Genomic DNA, 16,906 nt, shown 5'->3' on the forward strand with positions numbered 1-16,906 from the left:
ACAGAGGTCCGACTGCGCGCTGAGCAAGCTCATGAGGACGTGCTTCGGGGCCGGGCCATCGGGGTGCGGTCGCGGAAGAGGCGCGGGTTTCCCGTCAGGGCTCGTTCGTAGTATCGAACGTCATTCGGATCGCCAGGCAGTTCCGGATCATAGAGATGCAGCCCACCCTGTCAACAGCTTTCGACTCATCGGCCGCGGGATCAGGACACCCCGAGAAGGCGCCACGGCCTGCCGACCGGCCCCGCGTACGCCGGTCACGGTTCGAGGGACGAAGAGATGCCCCCACCAGCAACCGCGCCACGACCTGCAGCAACCCGCTCAGCTGAAGAGCGGCAGAAGAACGGGACCGCGGCGGTCCGTCACCGGGAAGGGTCTGGACCAGGCGCGCGAACCCCCGAGAAGCGATCGGCGCCCGACCGCTCGGAGCGCACCGGCAGAGCGAAATGTTTCGATGTCGGGAGCGAATCATGCGAGAGGTATTGACGGGGTTCGTCAGCCTCCTATCATCCAGAATGCTCGATGTGCCGATGGGTGTCCGAGATGGCGAACCGGGGTCGACCGACCCGGCCGCCGCGCGCCGCGAGAAGAAGCAGACCCCCCGCCCCACGCACGTCGGCACAGCGTCCACTCCTCAGCCGTGAGACTCACGGCGGTTGCACGTGCCACCCACAACGGCTCGGCCGTACAAGGAGAACGACATGGATATGTCATGCCCTCATCAGCCGATGGGTCGCCGTCGAGCGCTGGCCGCGGCCACCGGTCTGCTGACGAGCGCCTCCCTTCCCCTGGTGGGAGCGTCCCGGAGCACCGCGGCCTCCGGCGTCGCCCGAGGGCAGGCCCTCGCGGCCGCTGCGGAGTACACCAACCCGGTCATCTGGCAGGACTTCGCGGACATCGACGTGATCCGCGTCGGCGGCACCTACTACGCCTCGGCCTCGACGATGCACTACTCACCGGGCGCCCCCGTACTGCGCTCGTACGACCTGGTGAACTGGGAGATCGCCGGGCATTCGGTGCCGACCCTCGACTTCGGCGCCAAGTACGACCTCAGCGGCGGCCGTGGCTACGTCCGGGGCATCTGGGCGTCGTCGCTGGCCCACCGCCCGAGCAACGGCACCTTCTACTGGCTCGGCCAGATCGACTTCGCCAGGACGTACCTCTACACCGCCACCGCGGTCGAGGGGCCGTGGAACAGACTCACCACGATCAGCACGCCGTACTACGACGCCGGCCTGCTCGTCGACAGTGACGACACCCTGTACGTGGCGTACGGAAACACCACCATCAGCGTGGCCCAGCTCTCGCGCGACGGCCGCACCCAGGTCCGCACGCAGCAGGTGTTCACCACCCCGTCGAGTGTCGGCACCCTGGAGGGCTCCCGCTTCTACAAGATCAACGGGCAGTACTACATCTTCCTGACCCGGCCGGCCAACGGCCAGTACATCCTCAAGTCGTCGAGCGGCCCCTTCGGTCCGTACACGCTCCGGCAGGTCCTGCTCGACCTGCGCGGGCCGATCCCCGGCGGTGGCGTTCCGCACCAGGGCGGGCTGGTGCAGACGCAGAGCGGCGCCTGGTACTACCTGGCCTTCGTGGACGCGTACCCCGGCGGCCGGGTGCCCGCGCTGGCGCCGGTCAGCTGGACCCCGGACGGCTGGCCCGTCGTGCAACTCGTGAACGGCGCGTGGGGCACCTCGTATCCCCACCCGACCGTGCCCACCCCACCCCGCCAGGTCACCCCCATGGTGGGTGTCGACACCTTCGACGGTACGACCCTCAAGCCGAAGTGGGAGTGGAACCACAACCCGGACAACACCAAGTGGTCGGTCGGCAACGGGCTGACCCTGCGGACCGCGACCGTCACCAACGACCTGTACTGGGCCCGCAACACGCTCACCCACCGCATCCAGGGGCCCACCTCCACCGCCACGGTCGAGCTCGACTTCTCGGCGATGCGGGACGGCGACCGGGCCGGACTCGCGCTGTTGCGTGACTCCTCCGCCTGGATCGGTGTCAAACGCGACGGTGGCGTGACGCGGGTGGTGATGGTCAACGGGCTGACCATGGACGGCAACTGGAACACCACCGGCACCGGCACCGAGGTCGCGAGCGCGACCGTGTCCGGCAGTCGTGTGCGGCTGCGCGCGACCGCGGACATCCGCCCCGGCGCGGCCCGCCCCGGAACCTTCTCCTACAACGTCGACGGCATCAACTTCACCCGCCTCGGCCCCTCCTTCTCCATGGGCAACGACTGGCGGTTCTTCATGGGCTACCGATTCGCCCTCTTCAACCACGCAACCCAGGCACTCGGCGGCGCGGTCCGCTTCCCGCGGTTCGAGCTGTCCACGCCCTGACCCGACCCCACCGATCGCACCACCCAACCCCCCGCCAACCGTACGAGGAGAACCATGAACCCGCTGAAACGGCTCGGCCGTCGCCGAGCCTCGGTGTTATCCCTGCTGGCCGTGGCCACCCTGGTATCGCCGGAGGCCGCGACCGCCGCGCCCGACTCGCCCGACGCCGTCCGGGCCTCCGCACTCGGCGCGCAAGCCGCCCAGTCCGGACGGTACTTCGGGACGGCGGTGGCCGCCGGAAAGCTCGGTGACGGCGTGTACACCGGCATCCTGGACCGCGAGTTCAACTCGGTGACAGCCGAGAACGAGATGAAGTGGGACGCCACCGAGCGATCCCGCGGCTCGTTCACCTTCGGCCCCGCCGACCAGATCGTGAACCGCGCGACGGCCCGCGGTCAGCGCGTGCGCGGCCACACGCTGGTGTGGCACTCCCAACTGCCCGGCTGGGTCAGCTCGATCACGGACGCGAACACGCTGCGCAGCGTGATGAACAACCACATCACCACGGTGGCGAACCGCTACAAGGGCCGGATCCACTCCTGGGACGTGGTCAACGAGGCCTTCGCCGACGGCGGCAGCGGCCAGCACCGCCCCTCGGTGTTCCAGAACCTGCTGGGCAACGGGTTCATCGAGCAGGCCTTCCGCACCGCGCGGTCGGCGGACCCGGCGGCCAAGCTCTGCTACAACGACTACAACATCGAGGACTGGAACGCCGCCAAGACCCAGGGCGTGTACCGCATGGTGCGCGACTTCAAGGCGCGCGGCGTGCCCATCGACTGCGTCGGCCTCCAGGCCCACTTCGGCGCCGGCGGTCCGCCCGCCAGTTTCCAGACGACGCTGTCGAGCTTCGCCGCCCTCGGCGTGGACGTACAGATCACCGAGCTGGACATCGCGCAGGCACCGACGACGGCGTACGCGAACACGGTCAGGGCCTGTATGAACGTGGCGCGCTGCACCGGCATCACCGTCTGGGGCATCCGCGACAGCGACTCCTGGCGCAGCGGGGAGAACCCCCTGCTGTTCGACCGCAACGGGAACAAGAAGGCGGCCTACCAGTCGACCCTCACCACCATGGGCGGAACGCCGACGACACAACGGGCATCCGCGTCGGCGACGGGCGCAACGAGCGACGCCCGGCCGGCCGACTCCCGTTCGCCCGGGTCCGCCGCCGCGCTGCCCTCCCGCTTCTCCTGGAGCTCCAGCGGAGCGCTGATCTCACCGAAGTCGGACGCCACCCACAACATCGCCGGAATCAAGGATCCGACGGTCGTCCAGTACAACGGCAAGTACCACGTGTTCGCCAGTACGGCGAGCTCCTCCGGATACAACCTGGTGTATCTGAACTTCAGCGACTGGTCACAGGCCGGCTCGGCCACGCACCACTACCTGGACCGCGGCGCCATCGGAGCCGGGTACCGGGCCGCGCCGGAGGTCTTCTACTACGCGCCGCAACGCCTGTGGTACCTCGTGTACCAGACGGGCAACGCGTCCTATTCCACCAACCCCGACATCAGCAATCCGAACGGGTGGAGCGCACCGCGCAACTTCTACTCGTCGATGCCCGACATCATCAGGCAGAACATCGGCAACGGCTACTGGGTCGACATGTGGGTGATCTGCGACAGCGCCAACTGCTATCTGTTCTCCTCCGACGACAACGGGCATCTGTACCGCTCCCAGACGACCGTCGGGCAGTTCCCGAACGGCTTCACCAACACCGTCATCGCGGCCCAGGACTCCAAATACGCCCTGTTCGAGGCGAGCAACGTGTACAAGGTGCAGGGATCCAACCAGTATGTGCTGCTGGTCGAGGCCATCGGATCGGACGGCCGACGCTACTTCCGCTCCTGGACGACGAGCAGCCTCGCCGGCTCGTGGACGCCCCTGGCCGCGTCCGAGAGCAACCCCTTCGCCAAGTCGAACAACGTCACCTTCCCGTCGGGCGCCTGGACCAGGGACGTCAGCCACGGTGAGATGATCCGTGCCGGTTACGACCAGACACTGACCATCCCCGCCTGCCGGCTCCAGTACCTCTACCAGGGCATGAACCCCAACGCGAGCGGCGACTACAACACCCTCCCGTGGCGGCTCGGCCTCCTCACCCAGACCAACTCGGCCTGCTGACCGACACAGGCCCCCGGCGCAACCTTCCGGGGGCCTGTCCCTCCGGCGGAGCCCCGTGCGTCTTCTCAGCCCCAGCGCAGGATGCGTGGGGCGAAGGTTCCCTCGGGGCCGTCGGCGCGGCCGACCGACCACACCGTCGCCGTGCCGGGTACCGGTGCCAGCTGCAGCCGAGAGGAGTCACCCTCCCCGGCCACCGCCGGTTCGCCGTACCCGGTGAACGACTCCCCGTTCCAGGCGAGGAAATCCGGGCCGGGCACGAACGGCGGATAGCTGCCCGGCGGGCCCCACTTCTGCGAGCGGGCCACCGAGACCCAGGCCAGCGCGCCGGAGGTGTCGGGCGCCAGTGAGGTGACCGAGCCGAAGTCGGTGGGCATGGTCACCCGGCTCCACGCCTGCCCGTCCCAGCGCACCAGCAGGGGCGGAATCGGCCGGCCCACGGGGCCGCCCACGAACCCGGCGGTGCCACCCGCCCACACCTCCGTCGCCGAGACGGCCAGCACACTGCCCACGGCCGACCGCGGGAACCCGTCCACGATCGTCTGCTGCCACGCCTGGCCGTCCCAGTGCGACACGGCCGCACCCGAGCCGGTGGCGCCCGCGGCCCAGACGTCGTCGGCCGCCAGGCTGTGCAGGCCGTACACGGCTCCCGGCGGCACCGGCACGTCCCGCCAGCCGCGCCCGTCCCAGCGCAGCAGTGCCTGCGCGCCGTCCCGCGAACCGATCAGCCAGGTCTCACCGCCGCCGGCGACGACCTTCGTCAGTACGACACCGCCCGGCGGCCGGCTCTCGGACCAGGATCTGCCGTCGAAGCGGAGCAGGTGGGCGCCGCCCGCCGAGTCACGGCCGACCGCCCAGACCGCGGTCGGTGAGGTCGCGGCGACGGACACCAGCTCTCCCTGCCAGCCGATACCGGGCAGAGGCTGGCGCTGCCACGCGGTCCCGTCCCAGCGCAGCACCAGCGGGAAGCCCGGTGCCTCGCGACCGACGGCGTCGGCACCCACCGCCCACGCCCGGTCCGGCCCGAACGCCACGGCCTCGTTCAGCCCGGCCTGCGGGCGTACCTGCGCCGGGACCGGAACGTGTTGCCAGGACAGGGTTTCCGCCGCCGCCGAGGCCATCAGGGTCATGAAGGCCATGGCGGCAGCGAGGGCCGCGACGACAAGTCTGCGTGCCATGGTCAGCCTCCCAGCCGCTCGCTCATCAGATTCGGTTTCGAGCCGTAGATCTCGACGGTCCCGAAGGACAGCAGTGAGAATCCGGCCTTCGACAGTGCACGCGGTTTGACGTCGATCGCGTTCGTGCGCTCCGGGCCGTAGGAGAAGGTGGTGCGGGGGCCGTCCACGCGTGCGTACTTCGACTGGAACGCGCGGTCGCTGCGCACCGGCAGCCACAGCGCACCGTCCGGGCCGCGCACCATGTCCTCGGTGTAGGTGTCGCCCAGCGGCGGGTAGGTGGTGCGCCAGGCGTGCCCGTTCCAGGTCATCAGGTAGGTGCGGGCCGCGCCGTCGGTGTACTGGCTGCCGCCGATCGTCACCCGGCCGGACGGTTCGGGCAGGATCGTGTGGACGTTGCTGTTCGGCGGCAGCGGCACCCGCGCGTCCCGCCACGCCGTGCCGTCCCAGCGCAGGACGGTGGTCCCGGTGCTGGTGTCCGCCCAGGCCCAGGCGTCGGTGGCCGTACGCGCGGTGATCCCCATCAGATACAGCACGCCGTCCGGGGCGGACTGTGTGGTCCAGCCGGAGCCGTCGTAGTGCAACACCTTCAGCCCGGTGTCGTCCTCGCCGACCACCCACGCGGCACCCGGTACCGCGGTGAAGTCCTGGTAGGTCCACAGGGGCCGCGGCAGCGGGACGGCACTCCAGCCGCCCGCCGACCGGCGCAGGATCTCCCCCGCCCCGACCCGTTCGTGGAAGATCCACACCTCTTTGCCGACGAACTGCACCTTGCCGAGCCGGCCCAGTTCGTCGGCGCCGGGGAAGGTGGTGTCCCGGCTCCACGCCGTTCCGTCCCACCGGTACAACATCGGCCGCGGTCCATCGGCGGCTTGCTCGTACCCGGTCGCCCATGCCTCGCCCGGCCCGCGGGCGGCGAGGTCGGACACGGTCACCGGCGGGGCCGCTGCCGGTACCGGCAGCGCGGACCAGCTCGGCGTCACGGCCGCGGCCGGCGACACCACCGCGACACAAGCGATCACAAGGCACACAAGGACTGTACGGAGACCGTTCATGGGACCCCCCAGTACGCGAAGGTCGCACAGGCTATGGGCGTTCACCCACCCGTGAACAGACGGCATTCGGCCGAACACGGCCCCCTCCGGAGGCCCACCGTGCCGTAGGACTCCCGCAACCACGAGCGCGGCCCGGGGCCGCACAGAACACAGGCACCTTTCGAGTGCCGCCCCCCCCCCAGGGCGGGCGGTGCCACACTGGCGCCATGGGAAAGCCGCAGACGATCGACGCGTACATCGAGGGGTTCGCGGGGCCCGGCCGCGAGATCCTTGAGCAGCTACGGGCGCTGGCCGGCGAGGCGGTGCCCGCGGCGAGTGAGGCGGTCAAGTGGGGCCATCCCGCGTGGGTTCACCCGTCCGGGACGATCCTGTTCATGGTCAGCGGCCACGCGAAGCACGCGAACGTCGTGTTCACCCCCAGCACCCGCGAGGCGTTCGACGCCGATCTGGCCGACTTCACCACCGGCAAGGGCTCGGTCAAGCTCCCGTACGGCCGGCCCGTGCCACACGACCTGCTGCGCCGGATGATCGCGTTCCGTGTGCGCGAACACCAGGACGACGGCGTGCTGTGGATGTGACGGCCGGGCAGACCGGCGGAGCGGTGGCCAGAACCCCACAGCTCCCCTGGGGCACGCGCCCGGGTCCCGCGCTTCGGCATGCCCCGAACGCGGTCATGTGGCTGCCAGGAGGATGGCCGTGTAGTGCGCGGTGAAGGCGGCGATGGTCAGGGCGTGGAAGACCTCGTGGAAGCCGAACCAGGCCGGTGACGGGTCGGGGCGCTTGAGTCCGTAGACGACGGCGCCCGCGGTGTAGAGCAGACCGCCGGCGATGACGAGTACGACGACCGCGGTGCCGCCGGTGCGTGCGAAGTCGGGCAGGTAGAAGACGGCGACCCAGCCCAGCGCGATGTAGCACGGGGTGTACAGCCACCGGGGAGCCCCGATCCACAGGATGCGGAAGGCGATGCCGGCCAGGGCGCCCGCCCACACCAGGGCCAGCAGCACCAGCTGCCGGCCCGCGGGCAGCAGCAACACCGCCAGCGGGGTGTAGGTGCCGGCGATGATCAGGAAGATGTTCGCGTGGTCCAGCCGCCGCAGGACCGCCTCCCCGCGCGGCCCCCACGTCCCGCGGTGGTAGACCCCGCTGGTACCGAACAGCAGGCAGGTCGACAGCGCGTACACCGTGCAGGCCGCCACTGCCGCCGCCGAACGCGAAAGGGCGATCAGGACGATGCCGCCGACCAGAGACAGGGGGAACATCCCGGCGTGCAGCCAGCCCCGCATCCTCGGCTTCAGAGCGGCGGCCGCGCGCTCCACCCCGTCTTCGAGGTCGGCGGCTGTCCGCGCGGCAGCCAGCCGGCCGGTTGTGCCCGCAGGCGAATCAGCCGCCGGGGTGCGGAGGGAGTCGGGCGTGGTGCCGGGGCGGGGCGTGGACTTCCGTCCGCGTGCCGACGGCTGGGCGTCTTCGGCGGTCATGCGCTCACATCAGAAATCGGCGGAAGGGTGCGGCATCGGATCCTTGCCGCGGACCGCGGGTCAGATGCCCGCCGTGTGCGGGGATGCGGTGCGCCGGTGTTCGGCGTTGATGCGCTGCGCTTCCTCGAGTTGGTCTTCGAGGACGACGATGCGGCAGGCGGCCTCGATGGGGGTGCCGGCGTCGACGAGTTCACGGGCGCGGGCGGCGATGCGCAGCTGGTATCGGGAGTAGCGGCGGTGGCCGCCCTCGGAGCGCAGCGGGGTGATGAGGCGCGCTTCGCCGATGGCGCGGAGGAAGGCGGGGGTGGTGCCGAGTATGTCCGCGGCCCGGCCCATGGTGTAGGCGGGATAGTCGTCATCGTCGAGCCGGCCGTACGAGTCATCTGCTGTCATTGCACCTCTCTGTGGAACGCGTGGAGGGGCTCTGGTGCCGTACGGCACCAGAGCCCCGAAGGAACTGGCTACACCATCGGCCGGCCCTGGTACTGCGCCGGCCTACTGTTTCCGCAGCCCCGACGAAGTCGCTGTCGGGGGTGCTGGGATCGCGGTTGCTCGACCGGAGACCACCTCACTATCGATGTCCTGCGGTACCCGGGCTCAAGACTTCCGTCCGGGCGATCCTGATGGCGCTCGGCTCCTCCGTTCTTCCCTCGGTGATCAACTGCTGACAAGCGGGGTACTGCGTACTGCTGGGTACTGCGAACTGCACCTACAGGTACTGCCACTGCGTGAACTGCGGTACTGCTCGTGGCGGCCCCTGATCACTGCGGGCCACCCGGTGCGGTCGTCACTCCCGTCGCCGTCCTGCATCAACGCTGGCTTCGGAAGTCCACCACCGCACCGCCCTGCGAACTGCAACTGCGTACTGCCGCCCGGCAGTTCGTGTCTGCCGGGCCCTGTTGTCTTTCTGGGCTACGAGAGAAACCATAACCACAGCACCGGCCAATGTCTACTCTGACCACCATAGATTTCTGCGTGTTCGACAGTGAGGTAATCGTCTTCGAACAGTGAGGAAGGGGTGGAAGGGCTGGAAGGACTGGGGAGGACGCAACCGGCCCCCCACCCGGTCGGACGGAGCCGTCGCGCTCACCGTGCCCCGAGCGAAGGCAGGGCATCGAACAGTCCTCTACCGCACCAGGCAGGGGCGCTTGCTGTCGAACTCCCAGTCAGGGACGAGGTAGTGCATGGTGACGGCATCGTCGCGTGCCCCCAAGCCCTTCTCCCGGTAGAGGTCGTGGGCCGCGAGGAGCCGGTCCATGTCGAGGTGGACGCCGAGCCCGGGGGCGTCCGGGACGGCGATCTCGCCGCCGACGATGCACGGCGGGGTGGTGGTGAGCCGTTCCAGCCCTTCCTGCCAGATCCAGTGGGTGTCCAGGGCGTTGTACTCGCCTGGGGCCGCGGCGCCGCAGTGGGTCACCATGGCCAGGGAGATGTCGAAGTGGTTGTTGGAGTGGCAACCCCAGGTCAGGCCCATGGCGTGGCACAGCTGCGCCACGCGCACGGAGCCCTGCAGGGTCCAGAAGTGCGGGTCGGCCAGCGGAATGGAGACCGACTGGAGGGTCAGGGCGTGAGCCATCTGGCGCCAGTCGGTGGCGATCATGTTGGTTGCGGTGGGAAGGCCGGTGGCGCGGCGGAACTCGGCGAGGATCTCCCGTCCGGAGTAGCCGCCTTCGGCTCCACAGGGGTCCTCGGCGTAGGCCAGCGTGCCCACCAGTGGCCGGCACAGCTCGATCGCCTCGCGCAGCGACCACGCGCCGTTCGGGTCGAGGGTGATCCGGGCCTCGGGGAAGCGGTCCTTGAGGGCGCGTACGGCCCTGACCTCCTCGGCGCCCTCCAGGACACCCCCCTTCAGCTTGAAGTCCCGGAACCCGTAGAGGTCGTAGGCCGCCTCGGCCTGGCGGACAATCGCCTCCGGGGTCAGTGCCTCCTCGTGCCGGATCCGGTACCACTCCACCGGGGAGTCGGGTTCACGGACGTACTCCAGGTCGGTGCGGTCCGGGTCGCCGACGTAGAAGAGGTAGCCCAATACCCGAACCGAAGCCCGTTGTTGGCCGTCGCCCAGGAGTGCCGCGACGGGCACGTCGAGGTGCTGGCCGAGGAGGTCGAGCAGCGCCGACTCGACGGCGGTGACCGTGTGGACGGTGGTCCGCAGGTCGAAGGTCTGGGCGCCTCGTCCGCCGGTGTCGCGGTCGGCGAACCGGTCGCCGATCTCGCGCAGGACGCGCTTGTAGTCGCCCACCTTCGCCCCGAGGACGAGGGGTTCGGCATCACGGAGCGTCTGTGTGATCTTCTCGCCGCCGGGCACCTCCCCCAGCCCGGTACGCCCCTCCGAGTCGGTGAGGACGACGATGTTGCGGGTGAAGTAGGGGCCGTGCGCGCCGGACAGGTTCAGCTCCATACTGTCCCGCCCGGCGACCGGGTAGACGGAGAACGCCGTGACGGTCGGCTGTCCGATGCTCATCGGGTGCCCTTCTGCGGTGAGGTGGTGCGGGTGGTCGGGAATGTCGCGCGTTCAGAGGTGGAGGATGTCGAGGGCCCACTCGGCCACCAGGACGCCGCCCAGGCCGAGGACTGCGAGCACCGTCGTATAGGTGGTACGGACCTTGATCGCTTCGATGACGGAGAGGTTGAAGTACTCCTTGAACAGCCAGAATCCCGGGTCGTTGACATGGGAGCAGGCGATGGAGCCGCAGGCGACGGCGAGCACCATCATCTCCGGGTGGACCCCGCTGCCCGCCAACAGCGGCAGCACCACGCCGGAGGCCGTGACGACGGCGACCGTCGCCGAGCCGAGCGCGATGCGGAGGATGACGGCGACGAGCCAGGCGAGGGCGATCGGCGAGATGGACCAGCTGTCCGTGGTGTCCTTGATGTAGTCGGAGATCCCGCCTTCGACGAGGACGTTCTTGAAGGCCCCGCCGGCGCCGATCACCAGGAGGATCATCGCCATCGCCTTCGCCGCCGAGGTGCAGGAGGCGCCGACCTCCTCCAGGCTCCGGCCGATCCGCGGCCCGAACGCCCAGATCGCCAGGCACAGGGTCAGCAGCAGCGCGATCGGTGCCGAGCCGATGAAGGCGACGACGTTCAGGAACGGGCTCTCGGCGGAGGTGGCCATGTCGGTCACGGCGGCGGCCACGATCAGCACCACGGGGAAGAGCGCCACGAACAGCGACCAGCCGAGGCCGGGCATCTCCTCGTCGGTGAACTCGCGCTCGCTGACCAGGCCCTTGGGGATGGCCGGGTCCATCGCCCCGACGAAGGGGAGACGGGGCCAGGTCAGGGCGATGAACGCACCGGCGGGAACGGCGATGAACAGGCCGTAGAACAGCGTCAGTCCGACGGAGGCGTGGAACGTCGCGGCGACGGCGGTGGGGCCGGGGTGCGGCGGCAGGAAGCTGTGCATGGTGGACAGCGCGATGGACATCGGCAGACCGACCCACAGCAGCTTCGCCCCGGTGACCCTGACCAGGGTGAACGCGATGGGCACGATGATGATGAAGGCGACCTCGTAGAACATGGTCACGCCGATCAGCATGGACGTGACCACCATGGCCACCTGGACCCAGCGCGGACCGAAGGCGTCGAGGAGCTTGCCGGCTATCCGCTGCGCGGCGCCGGAGTCCCCCATGACTCGGCCGACCATGGCGCCGAGGCCGATGGTGAGCATGGTGTCGCCGATCTGGCCCCCGATGCCCTCGGAGAGGACGTCCGGGATGGTCGCCACCGGAATTCCCCGGACCAGTGCGACGCCGACGGCCACGAGCAGGAGGGCGGCGAAGCCGTTGAGTTTGAGCCTGGTCATGAGCAGCAGCAGGATCAGGACACTGATCCCGACTACGATCAGGGGCATGACAGTTCTCCTTTGAACTGTTGACGGTCGAAGGCTCCGGCGGCTCTGCGTGCGGCCCACGGTTGGTCCGGGGCCACGGTTGGTCCGGGGCCGCGGCCGGTCCGGGCCGCGGGTCATCCGGCGGCGCGACAGGCGCCCGCGGGTTCGTCGGGGTGGGCACGGAGCGTGCCCGCGCCTGTCAGGCGGATCGCCGTACGGCGCCGACGAGGCTCAGGCCGTGGTCCAGCACCTTCTCCAGGTCGGCGAGGTCGGTAGGGCCGGGGTCGGTGAGCGGGGCACGCACCGGACCGACCGGGAGGCCGCGCAGCCTGGCGGCGGCCTTGACCAGGGAGACGGCGTACCCCGACACCCGGTCGCGCAATTCCACCAGCGGGACGTAGAACTCGCGCAGGTACGTGGTCACACTGGCGTCGTCCCCGTCCCGCAGGGCGGCGAAGAAGGCGTTCGCGATCTCGGGCGCGAAGGCGTGGACGGCCGACGAGTAGGCGGGGACACCGACGGTGGCGTAGGCGCGGGCCTGGATCTCGGCGGTGGCGGCGCCGTTGAAGAAGAGGAAGCCTTCGGGCGCGGCGAGGGTGAGGCGCTGGAGCCGGTCCAGGTCGCTGTGTCCGTCCTTCAGTCCGACGACGGTGGGGATCCGCGCGATCCGGCGCAGGCCGTCGGCGGTGAACGTGACCTGGCCGCGCTGGTACGCGATCAGCGGTAGCCGGGTCCCGGCGGCGATGCGGCGCAGCTGCTCCACCAGACCGTCCTGTGGGGCTCCGACCAGGTAGTGGGGCAGTACCAGCGCGGCGTCCGCGCCGACTTCCTCCGCGATACGGGCGAACCGCAGCGCCTGCGCCCAGCCGTAGCCGACGCCCGCGACGACCGGCAGCCGCCCGTCGGCGACCTCGACCGTCGCCCGCACGACCGCCCGGTACTCGTCCTCGTCCAGCGAGAAGAACTCACCGGTCCCGCAGGCCGGGAACACCGCGCCGGGTGCGGTGGCCAACCGGTCGGCCAGGTACGCCCGGTAGGCGTCCAGGTCGAGGCCGCCGTCGTCCCGGAAGCCCGTGAGGGGGAAGGACAGCACCCCGTTCGTCATTCCGTCACGGAGCCGCTGGGCGACCCCTGCGATCTCCGCGCTGATGCCTGCCATCACTCTCATCCCCATATGCAGATGCCGTCCACGTATGCAGATGGAGGTTAGATCGGTGAACGGGACGGGTCAATGGGTGATCGACCTCATCGCCGCGCACAACGGAGGCATCCGGCCCCGCGAGATCACCCGGAACAAGATTCTTCTCTGCTGCTCGAAGCCGCTGGAAGTCGTCGTGATCGACGCGTGGCAAGGGCCCCTGACGCTCGGTTCGCATCGCGATCCCGAGCCGGCAGGGGCCCTTCGTGAGGCCGGTCAGAGTGGGTTGACGGCCGTTCAGTTGATGCGGACGATCTTCCAGAGCTGGTCGTCGTTGCTCACGTCGTTCCACTGGACGACCGGAGCGCCGTTGCTCGTGGAGGACTGGGCGACGCCGGCGTGGAATCCGCTCCTGACGTTCTTGAGTTCGTAGTAGCCGTCGCCCGCTTCGACGAGGGTCCATTTCTGTGAATCGGCGGCGGAGGGGGTGTTCTGGACGACGACGGCTCCGGCGGTGGTGGAGCTGTCGCGGATGTCGAGGTTGAGGCCGCTGTTGACGTTCTTGATCGCCCAGGCTCCGCCGCCGGCGGACTGGAAGGTGAACAGTTGGCAGACGCAGGCGGAGTTCTGCCACTGGTTGGCGGCGGTGTTGGTGGCGGTGGAACCCTGGGGGATGTCGAGGTACTTGCCACTGTTCTTGTTGACGAGGATGTACTGCCCGGTGCCCAGGGGCGGCAGGGCGGTCTGGGTGAAGTCCCAGCGCTGGCAGTCACAGCTGGTGCCGCTCCACTGGACGGCGTTGGTGCCGGTGGCGGTGGATGCGTTGGGTATCTCCAGGTGCTTGCCGCTCACGCGGTTGGTGATCGTGTAGCCGCCGGCGGGGTGCGGGGCGACGGCCCATTCGTGGTCGAGGGTGCCGTTGTCGTCCCACTGCAGGATCCTGGCGCCGTTGGCGGTGGACTGGTTCTCCACGCCGAGGACCTTGCCACTGGCCACGTTGAAGATCTTGAAGTAGCCGGACGACTGCTGGACGAAGCGCCACCGCTGATCCGTGGCGGTGGTGGAGTTCTGCTGGGTCGCGCCGGTGCCGTTGGTGGTGGAACCGCCGGCGATGGTGAGCCTCAGGTCACTGCCCGCGTTGGACAGGGTGTAGGTGGCACCGTCCGAGATGCCGCCGCCCAGATCGATGGTGCTGTACGTGACCGGGTTGACGCCGGTGCTTCGCGCACTCCCCCCGCTGAGCACCAGCAGGCTGTGGCCGTCGGCCAGCGGGAGCATGCCCCGGCTGTATCCGGGGGCGACGTTGGAGTTGATGCGGGTCCAGGTGTTGGCGGCGCCGTTCTGGGTGTTGAGGAACAGGTCGCCTGTGCTGTAGGCGCCGACGACGAGGGTGCCGTTCGGGCCGCCGGTGGGCAGCCAGGTGATGTAGGGAGTGCTGGTGGGAACCACACCGTCCGTGGACCGCAGGGGGATGCCCGTGACGGAGTCGAACGCCTCCGGGTCGGAGGAGATCTTGTAGTAGACGGCGAAGTTGCCGGCAGGGGAGCCGCCGTACTCGTACGTCATGACGTAGTTGCCGTTGGGCAGTTTCGCGACGGTGGCCATGCCGGGGCGCTGGCTGAAGGTGGGCATCGCCACGTCGTCCACGACCGGGCCCCAGTTGCGGAGGTCCGTGGAGACCTGGTGGACGAGCTTCTGGCCGTGGTCGGGGTCGCGCTGGTCGGAGTAGTAGACGATCAGCTTGCCGTTGGCGACGAGGAAGAACGGCTCCCACACGGGAGTGTTGCCATTGCCGTTCTGGTCGTATGCCGGGCCGCCGGTGGCGATGTTGCTGACGAAGCTCCAGGTCTGTCCGCGGTCGGTGCTGGCATAGACATCGATCTTGATGGCCGAGCGGTCGGCCGGAACGGAAGCCCCGGCGGCGAGGATCGTTCCTGCGGGGAAGCCGCCCATCGCCGTGGGCAGTTCGAAGAGCTCGGGCTGCCAGCGCATGCCCCAGCCGTTCTGGGTGTCGGCGACCTCGGAGATCTTCGTCCAGGAGTTGCCGTTGTCGGTGCTGCGGTAGATCGGGAAGACCGGCGTGCCGGAGGTGTACTGCTCGAAGGTGGCGAGCATCGTGCCGTTGGCCGAGCCGTTGTACTGCAGTCGCATCGCCCGCGGATAGTACGACCCGGGTGAGGGCGCGTTCGACGGCGGCGTGTACATCGTCTGGGACGGACGCGAGAGTGCGTCCGCCCGGCCGGCGCCCGGCAGGACCAGCGTCGCCACCGCTGCGAGCAGGGCGACCATCAACGTCAGGAGGGAGAAGGGACGGGAACGCGGAACGGCGCCAGGTCTGGCGTCTGTCTGCGCAGGGGACATTGCGGCTCCCGGGGGAAGGGATGGGGATGTGTATCACGGCCCGCCGCGCACCGGATGGGTCCAGGCACAGAACGGCGGAGTAGAGGGGTGACGTCGACCGGTACGACCGGGCGGACGACGTGGAGGTGGAGAGGGAGAGGGAGAGGGAGGGGCGCGACGGGGCTGGGCTCAGGTGGTACCGGGTGCCGTCCGGCCCGGGCGGGAGGGCGGGGGTGCGGTCGAGCCGCGGAGGACGAGTTCGACCGGTAGTTCGCTCGCGGGAGGCAGGTCGGTGTCGGGCGTCTCGATGGCGTGGACGAGGAGTCTGATTCCCTCTCGTGCCGCCTCGTCGAAGGGCTGTCGCACAGTGGTCAGGGGCGGGGTGACGTAGGCGAAGACGGGGTTGCCGTCGAAGCCCACGACGCTGATGTCCTCCGGCACCCGCCGGCCGGCTTCCCGCAGCGCGTGGATCAGACCGATCGCCATCTCGTCGCCCGCCGCGAACACCGCCGTCACCGAGCCGTCCGCAGCCAGCTCACGGCCCGCCGCGTAGCCGGACTCGGGTGACCAGTCACCCTCGATCAGAGGAGGTTCGGGCGCACCCCGTTCCGCGAGAGCCGCCCGCCAGCCCTCGACACGGTCCGTGGAGGCGTACCAGCGTTGCGGACCGGCAAGGTGGTGAACGGTTGCATGGCCCAGATCCAGCAGGTGAGCGGTGGCCGCCCTCGCCAGTTCGTACGCGCCCACGCCCACGGTCAGGGTCCGGGCGGAGGCGAAGGCCGGTGGCGCGCCCAGGAAGAGGACGGGCGCGTCGATCATGACGGGCACCTCCCCTTCCACGACGGGCTCGGAGACGACGACACCGTCAACTCCCTGTTCGAGGAGCGACATCACGGCGCCGGCGATGCCTTCGGGGTCACCGTCCACCGTGTTGACCACACGGAGCGCGTAGCCTGCGTCCCGTACGGCCCTCTCGATGCCCACCAGGAGCGAGGCCGTTCCGTATCCGGCGGTCCCCAGGGCCACGACACCGATGGACCGGCTCCGGCCGGAGGCCAGCGCCCGCGCCGCATGGTTCAGGCGGTAGCCGAGCTCCTCCGCGACTTCGAGGACGCGTCGACGGACCTCGTCGGAGACGTACGGCTCGCTGTTGAGGACCCGCGACACCGTCTTGCGCGAGACCCCGGCCGCACGAGCCACGTCCTCGCTGCGCGGCGCGGGGGAACCCACGTCACGCCCCACCACTCGTGTCATGAGAGCTCCCGACGGCCGAATGCATCGAACGAGGTCAACCGTATGACCGCGCGGTCACTGACCGCGCGGTCATGTCTACGCAGCCGCATACTCCCGCGTCAAGAGAACGCACAGCATTTCTTGCCTCGACAGGCCGGACGGCCCCGGCCGGAGAGGTCCGCTCGACGC

At 69.6% G+C, this 16,906-nt stretch carries 12 protein-coding genes; 3 read left to right on the forward strand and 9 right to left on the reverse strand.

The window, feature by feature from the left end; genetic code table 11:
- Window positions 1-725 precede the first annotated feature (725 nt).
- On the forward strand, window positions 726-2,351 hold the full coding sequence (locus OG272_RS00610; protein ID WP_405892136.1) for a glycoside hydrolase 43 family protein: 1,626 nt from the start codon (window positions 726-728) through the stop codon (window positions 2,349-2,351).
- A gap of 54 nt (window positions 2,352-2,405) precedes the next feature.
- The gene (locus tag OG272_RS00615; protein WP_327732006.1) at window positions 2,406-4,475 is read left to right on the forward strand and encodes a non-reducing end alpha-L-arabinofuranosidase family hydrolase; all 2,070 of its coding nucleotides are present in this window, start codon (window positions 2,406-2,408) and stop codon (window positions 4,473-4,475) included.
- 65 nt (window positions 4,476-4,540) lie between these two features.
- Here OG272_RS00615 and OG272_RS00620 read toward each other — a convergent pair whose 3' ends face one another.
- Window positions 4,541-5,650 carry a hypothetical protein gene (locus OG272_RS00620; protein ID WP_327732005.1) on the reverse strand — a complete coding sequence of 370 codons (1,110 nt, stop codon included), beginning with the start codon at window positions 5,648-5,650 and terminating at the stop codon, window positions 4,541-4,543.
- Between the two features lie 2 nt (window positions 5,651-5,652).
- Window positions 5,653-6,702 (reverse strand): hypothetical protein, encoded by a 1,050-nt coding sequence (locus tag OG272_RS00625; RefSeq protein ID WP_405892137.1) that lies wholly within the window; start codon window positions 6,700-6,702, stop codon window positions 5,653-5,655.
- 206 nt (window positions 6,703-6,908) lie between these two features.
- Between OG272_RS00625 and OG272_RS00630 the strand changes: the two genes are divergently transcribed.
- Window positions 6,909-7,280 (forward strand): DUF1801 domain-containing protein, encoded by a 372-nt coding sequence (locus OG272_RS00630; protein ID WP_326573166.1) that lies wholly within the window; start codon window positions 6,909-6,911, stop codon window positions 7,278-7,280.
- 93 nt (window positions 7,281-7,373) lie between these two features.
- Here the strand turns inward: OG272_RS00630 and OG272_RS00635 are convergent, their stop codons facing one another.
- From OG272_RS00635 to OG272_RS00665, 7 genes are all read right to left on the reverse strand, one after another.
- Window positions 7,374-8,177 (reverse strand): hemolysin III family protein, encoded by an 804-nt coding sequence (locus OG272_RS00635; RefSeq protein ID WP_327732003.1) that lies wholly within the window; start codon window positions 8,175-8,177, stop codon window positions 7,374-7,376.
- Between the two features lie 60 nt (window positions 8,178-8,237).
- Window positions 8,238-8,570, reverse strand: a complete 333-nt coding sequence (locus tag OG272_RS00640) for a MerR family transcriptional regulator (protein ID WP_326573170.1) — start codon at window positions 8,568-8,570, stop codon at window positions 8,238-8,240.
- A gap of 733 nt (window positions 8,571-9,303) precedes the next feature.
- Window positions 9,304-10,632 (reverse strand): enolase C-terminal domain-like protein, encoded by a 1,329-nt coding sequence (locus OG272_RS00645; RefSeq protein ID WP_405895968.1) that lies wholly within the window; start codon window positions 10,630-10,632, stop codon window positions 9,304-9,306.
- Window positions 10,633-10,689: 57 nt separating this feature from the next.
- Complete coding sequence (locus tag OG272_RS00650) at window positions 10,690-12,027, reverse strand: gluconate:H+ symporter (RefSeq protein ID WP_327732002.1); 1,338 nt, start codon at window positions 12,025-12,027, stop codon at window positions 10,690-10,692.
- Window positions 12,028-12,205: 178 nt separating this feature from the next.
- Window positions 12,206-13,165, reverse strand: coding sequence for a 5-dehydro-4-deoxyglucarate dehydratase (locus OG272_RS00655; RefSeq protein WP_405892140.1), 960 nt, complete (start codon window positions 13,163-13,165; stop codon window positions 12,206-12,208).
- A 276-nt stretch (window positions 13,166-13,441) separates the two neighbouring features.
- Entirely contained in the window at window positions 13,442-15,505 is a 2,064-nt protein-coding gene (locus OG272_RS00660) for an RICIN domain-containing protein (protein WP_327732000.1), read from the reverse strand.
- Between the two features lie 168 nt (window positions 15,506-15,673).
- Window positions 15,674-16,738, reverse strand: coding sequence for a LacI family DNA-binding transcriptional regulator (locus tag OG272_RS00665; protein ID WP_327731999.1), 1,065 nt, complete (start codon window positions 16,736-16,738; stop codon window positions 15,674-15,676).
- Window positions 16,739-16,906: the final 168 nt, after the last annotated feature.

It is taken from the genome of Streptomyces sp. NBC_00104 (assembly GCF_045160825.1).
In the GTDB taxonomy this organism is placed as follows: domain Bacteria; phylum Actinomycetota; class Actinomycetes; order Streptomycetales; family Streptomycetaceae; genus Streptomyces.

Excerpts from the sequence above, each read along its gene's own strand:
- OG272_RS00610 (WP_405892136.1), top strand. The coding sequence starts at position 726 with ATGGGTCGCCGTCGAGCGCTGGCCGCGGCCACCGGTCTGCTGACGAGC.
- OG272_RS00615 (WP_327732006.1), top strand. The coding sequence starts at position 2,406 with ATGAACCCGCTGAAACGGCTCGGCCGTCGCCGAGCCTCGGTGTTATCC.
- OG272_RS00620 (WP_327732005.1), bottom strand. The coding sequence starts at position 5,650 with ATGGCACGCAGACTTGTCGTCGCGGCCCTCGCTGCCGCCATGGCCTTC.
- OG272_RS00625 (WP_405892137.1), bottom strand. The coding sequence starts at position 6,702 with ATGAACGGTCTCCGTACAGTCCTTGTGTGCCTTGTGATCGCTTGTGTC.
- OG272_RS00630 (WP_326573166.1), top strand. The coding sequence starts at position 6,909 with ATGGGAAAGCCGCAGACGATCGACGCGTACATCGAGGGGTTCGCGGGG.
- OG272_RS00635 (WP_327732003.1), bottom strand. The coding sequence starts at position 8,177 with ATGACCGCCGAAGACGCCCAGCCGTCGGCACGCGGACGGAAGTCCACG.
- OG272_RS00640 (WP_326573170.1), bottom strand. The coding sequence starts at position 8,570 with ATGACAGCAGATGACTCGTACGGCCGGCTCGACGATGACGACTATCCC.
- OG272_RS00650 (WP_327732002.1), bottom strand. The coding sequence starts at position 12,027 with ATGCCCCTGATCGTAGTCGGGATCAGTGTCCTGATCCTGCTGCTGCTC.
- OG272_RS00655 (WP_405892140.1), bottom strand. The coding sequence starts at position 13,165 with ATGGCAGGCATCAGCGCGGAGATCGCAGGGGTCGCCCAGCGGCTCCGT.
- OG272_RS00660 (WP_327732000.1), bottom strand. The coding sequence starts at position 15,505 with ATGTCCCCTGCGCAGACAGACGCCAGACCTGGCGCCGTTCCGCGTTCC.
- OG272_RS00665 (WP_327731999.1), bottom strand. The coding sequence starts at position 16,738 with ATGACACGAGTGGTGGGGCGTGACGTGGGTTCCCCCGCGCCGCGCAGC.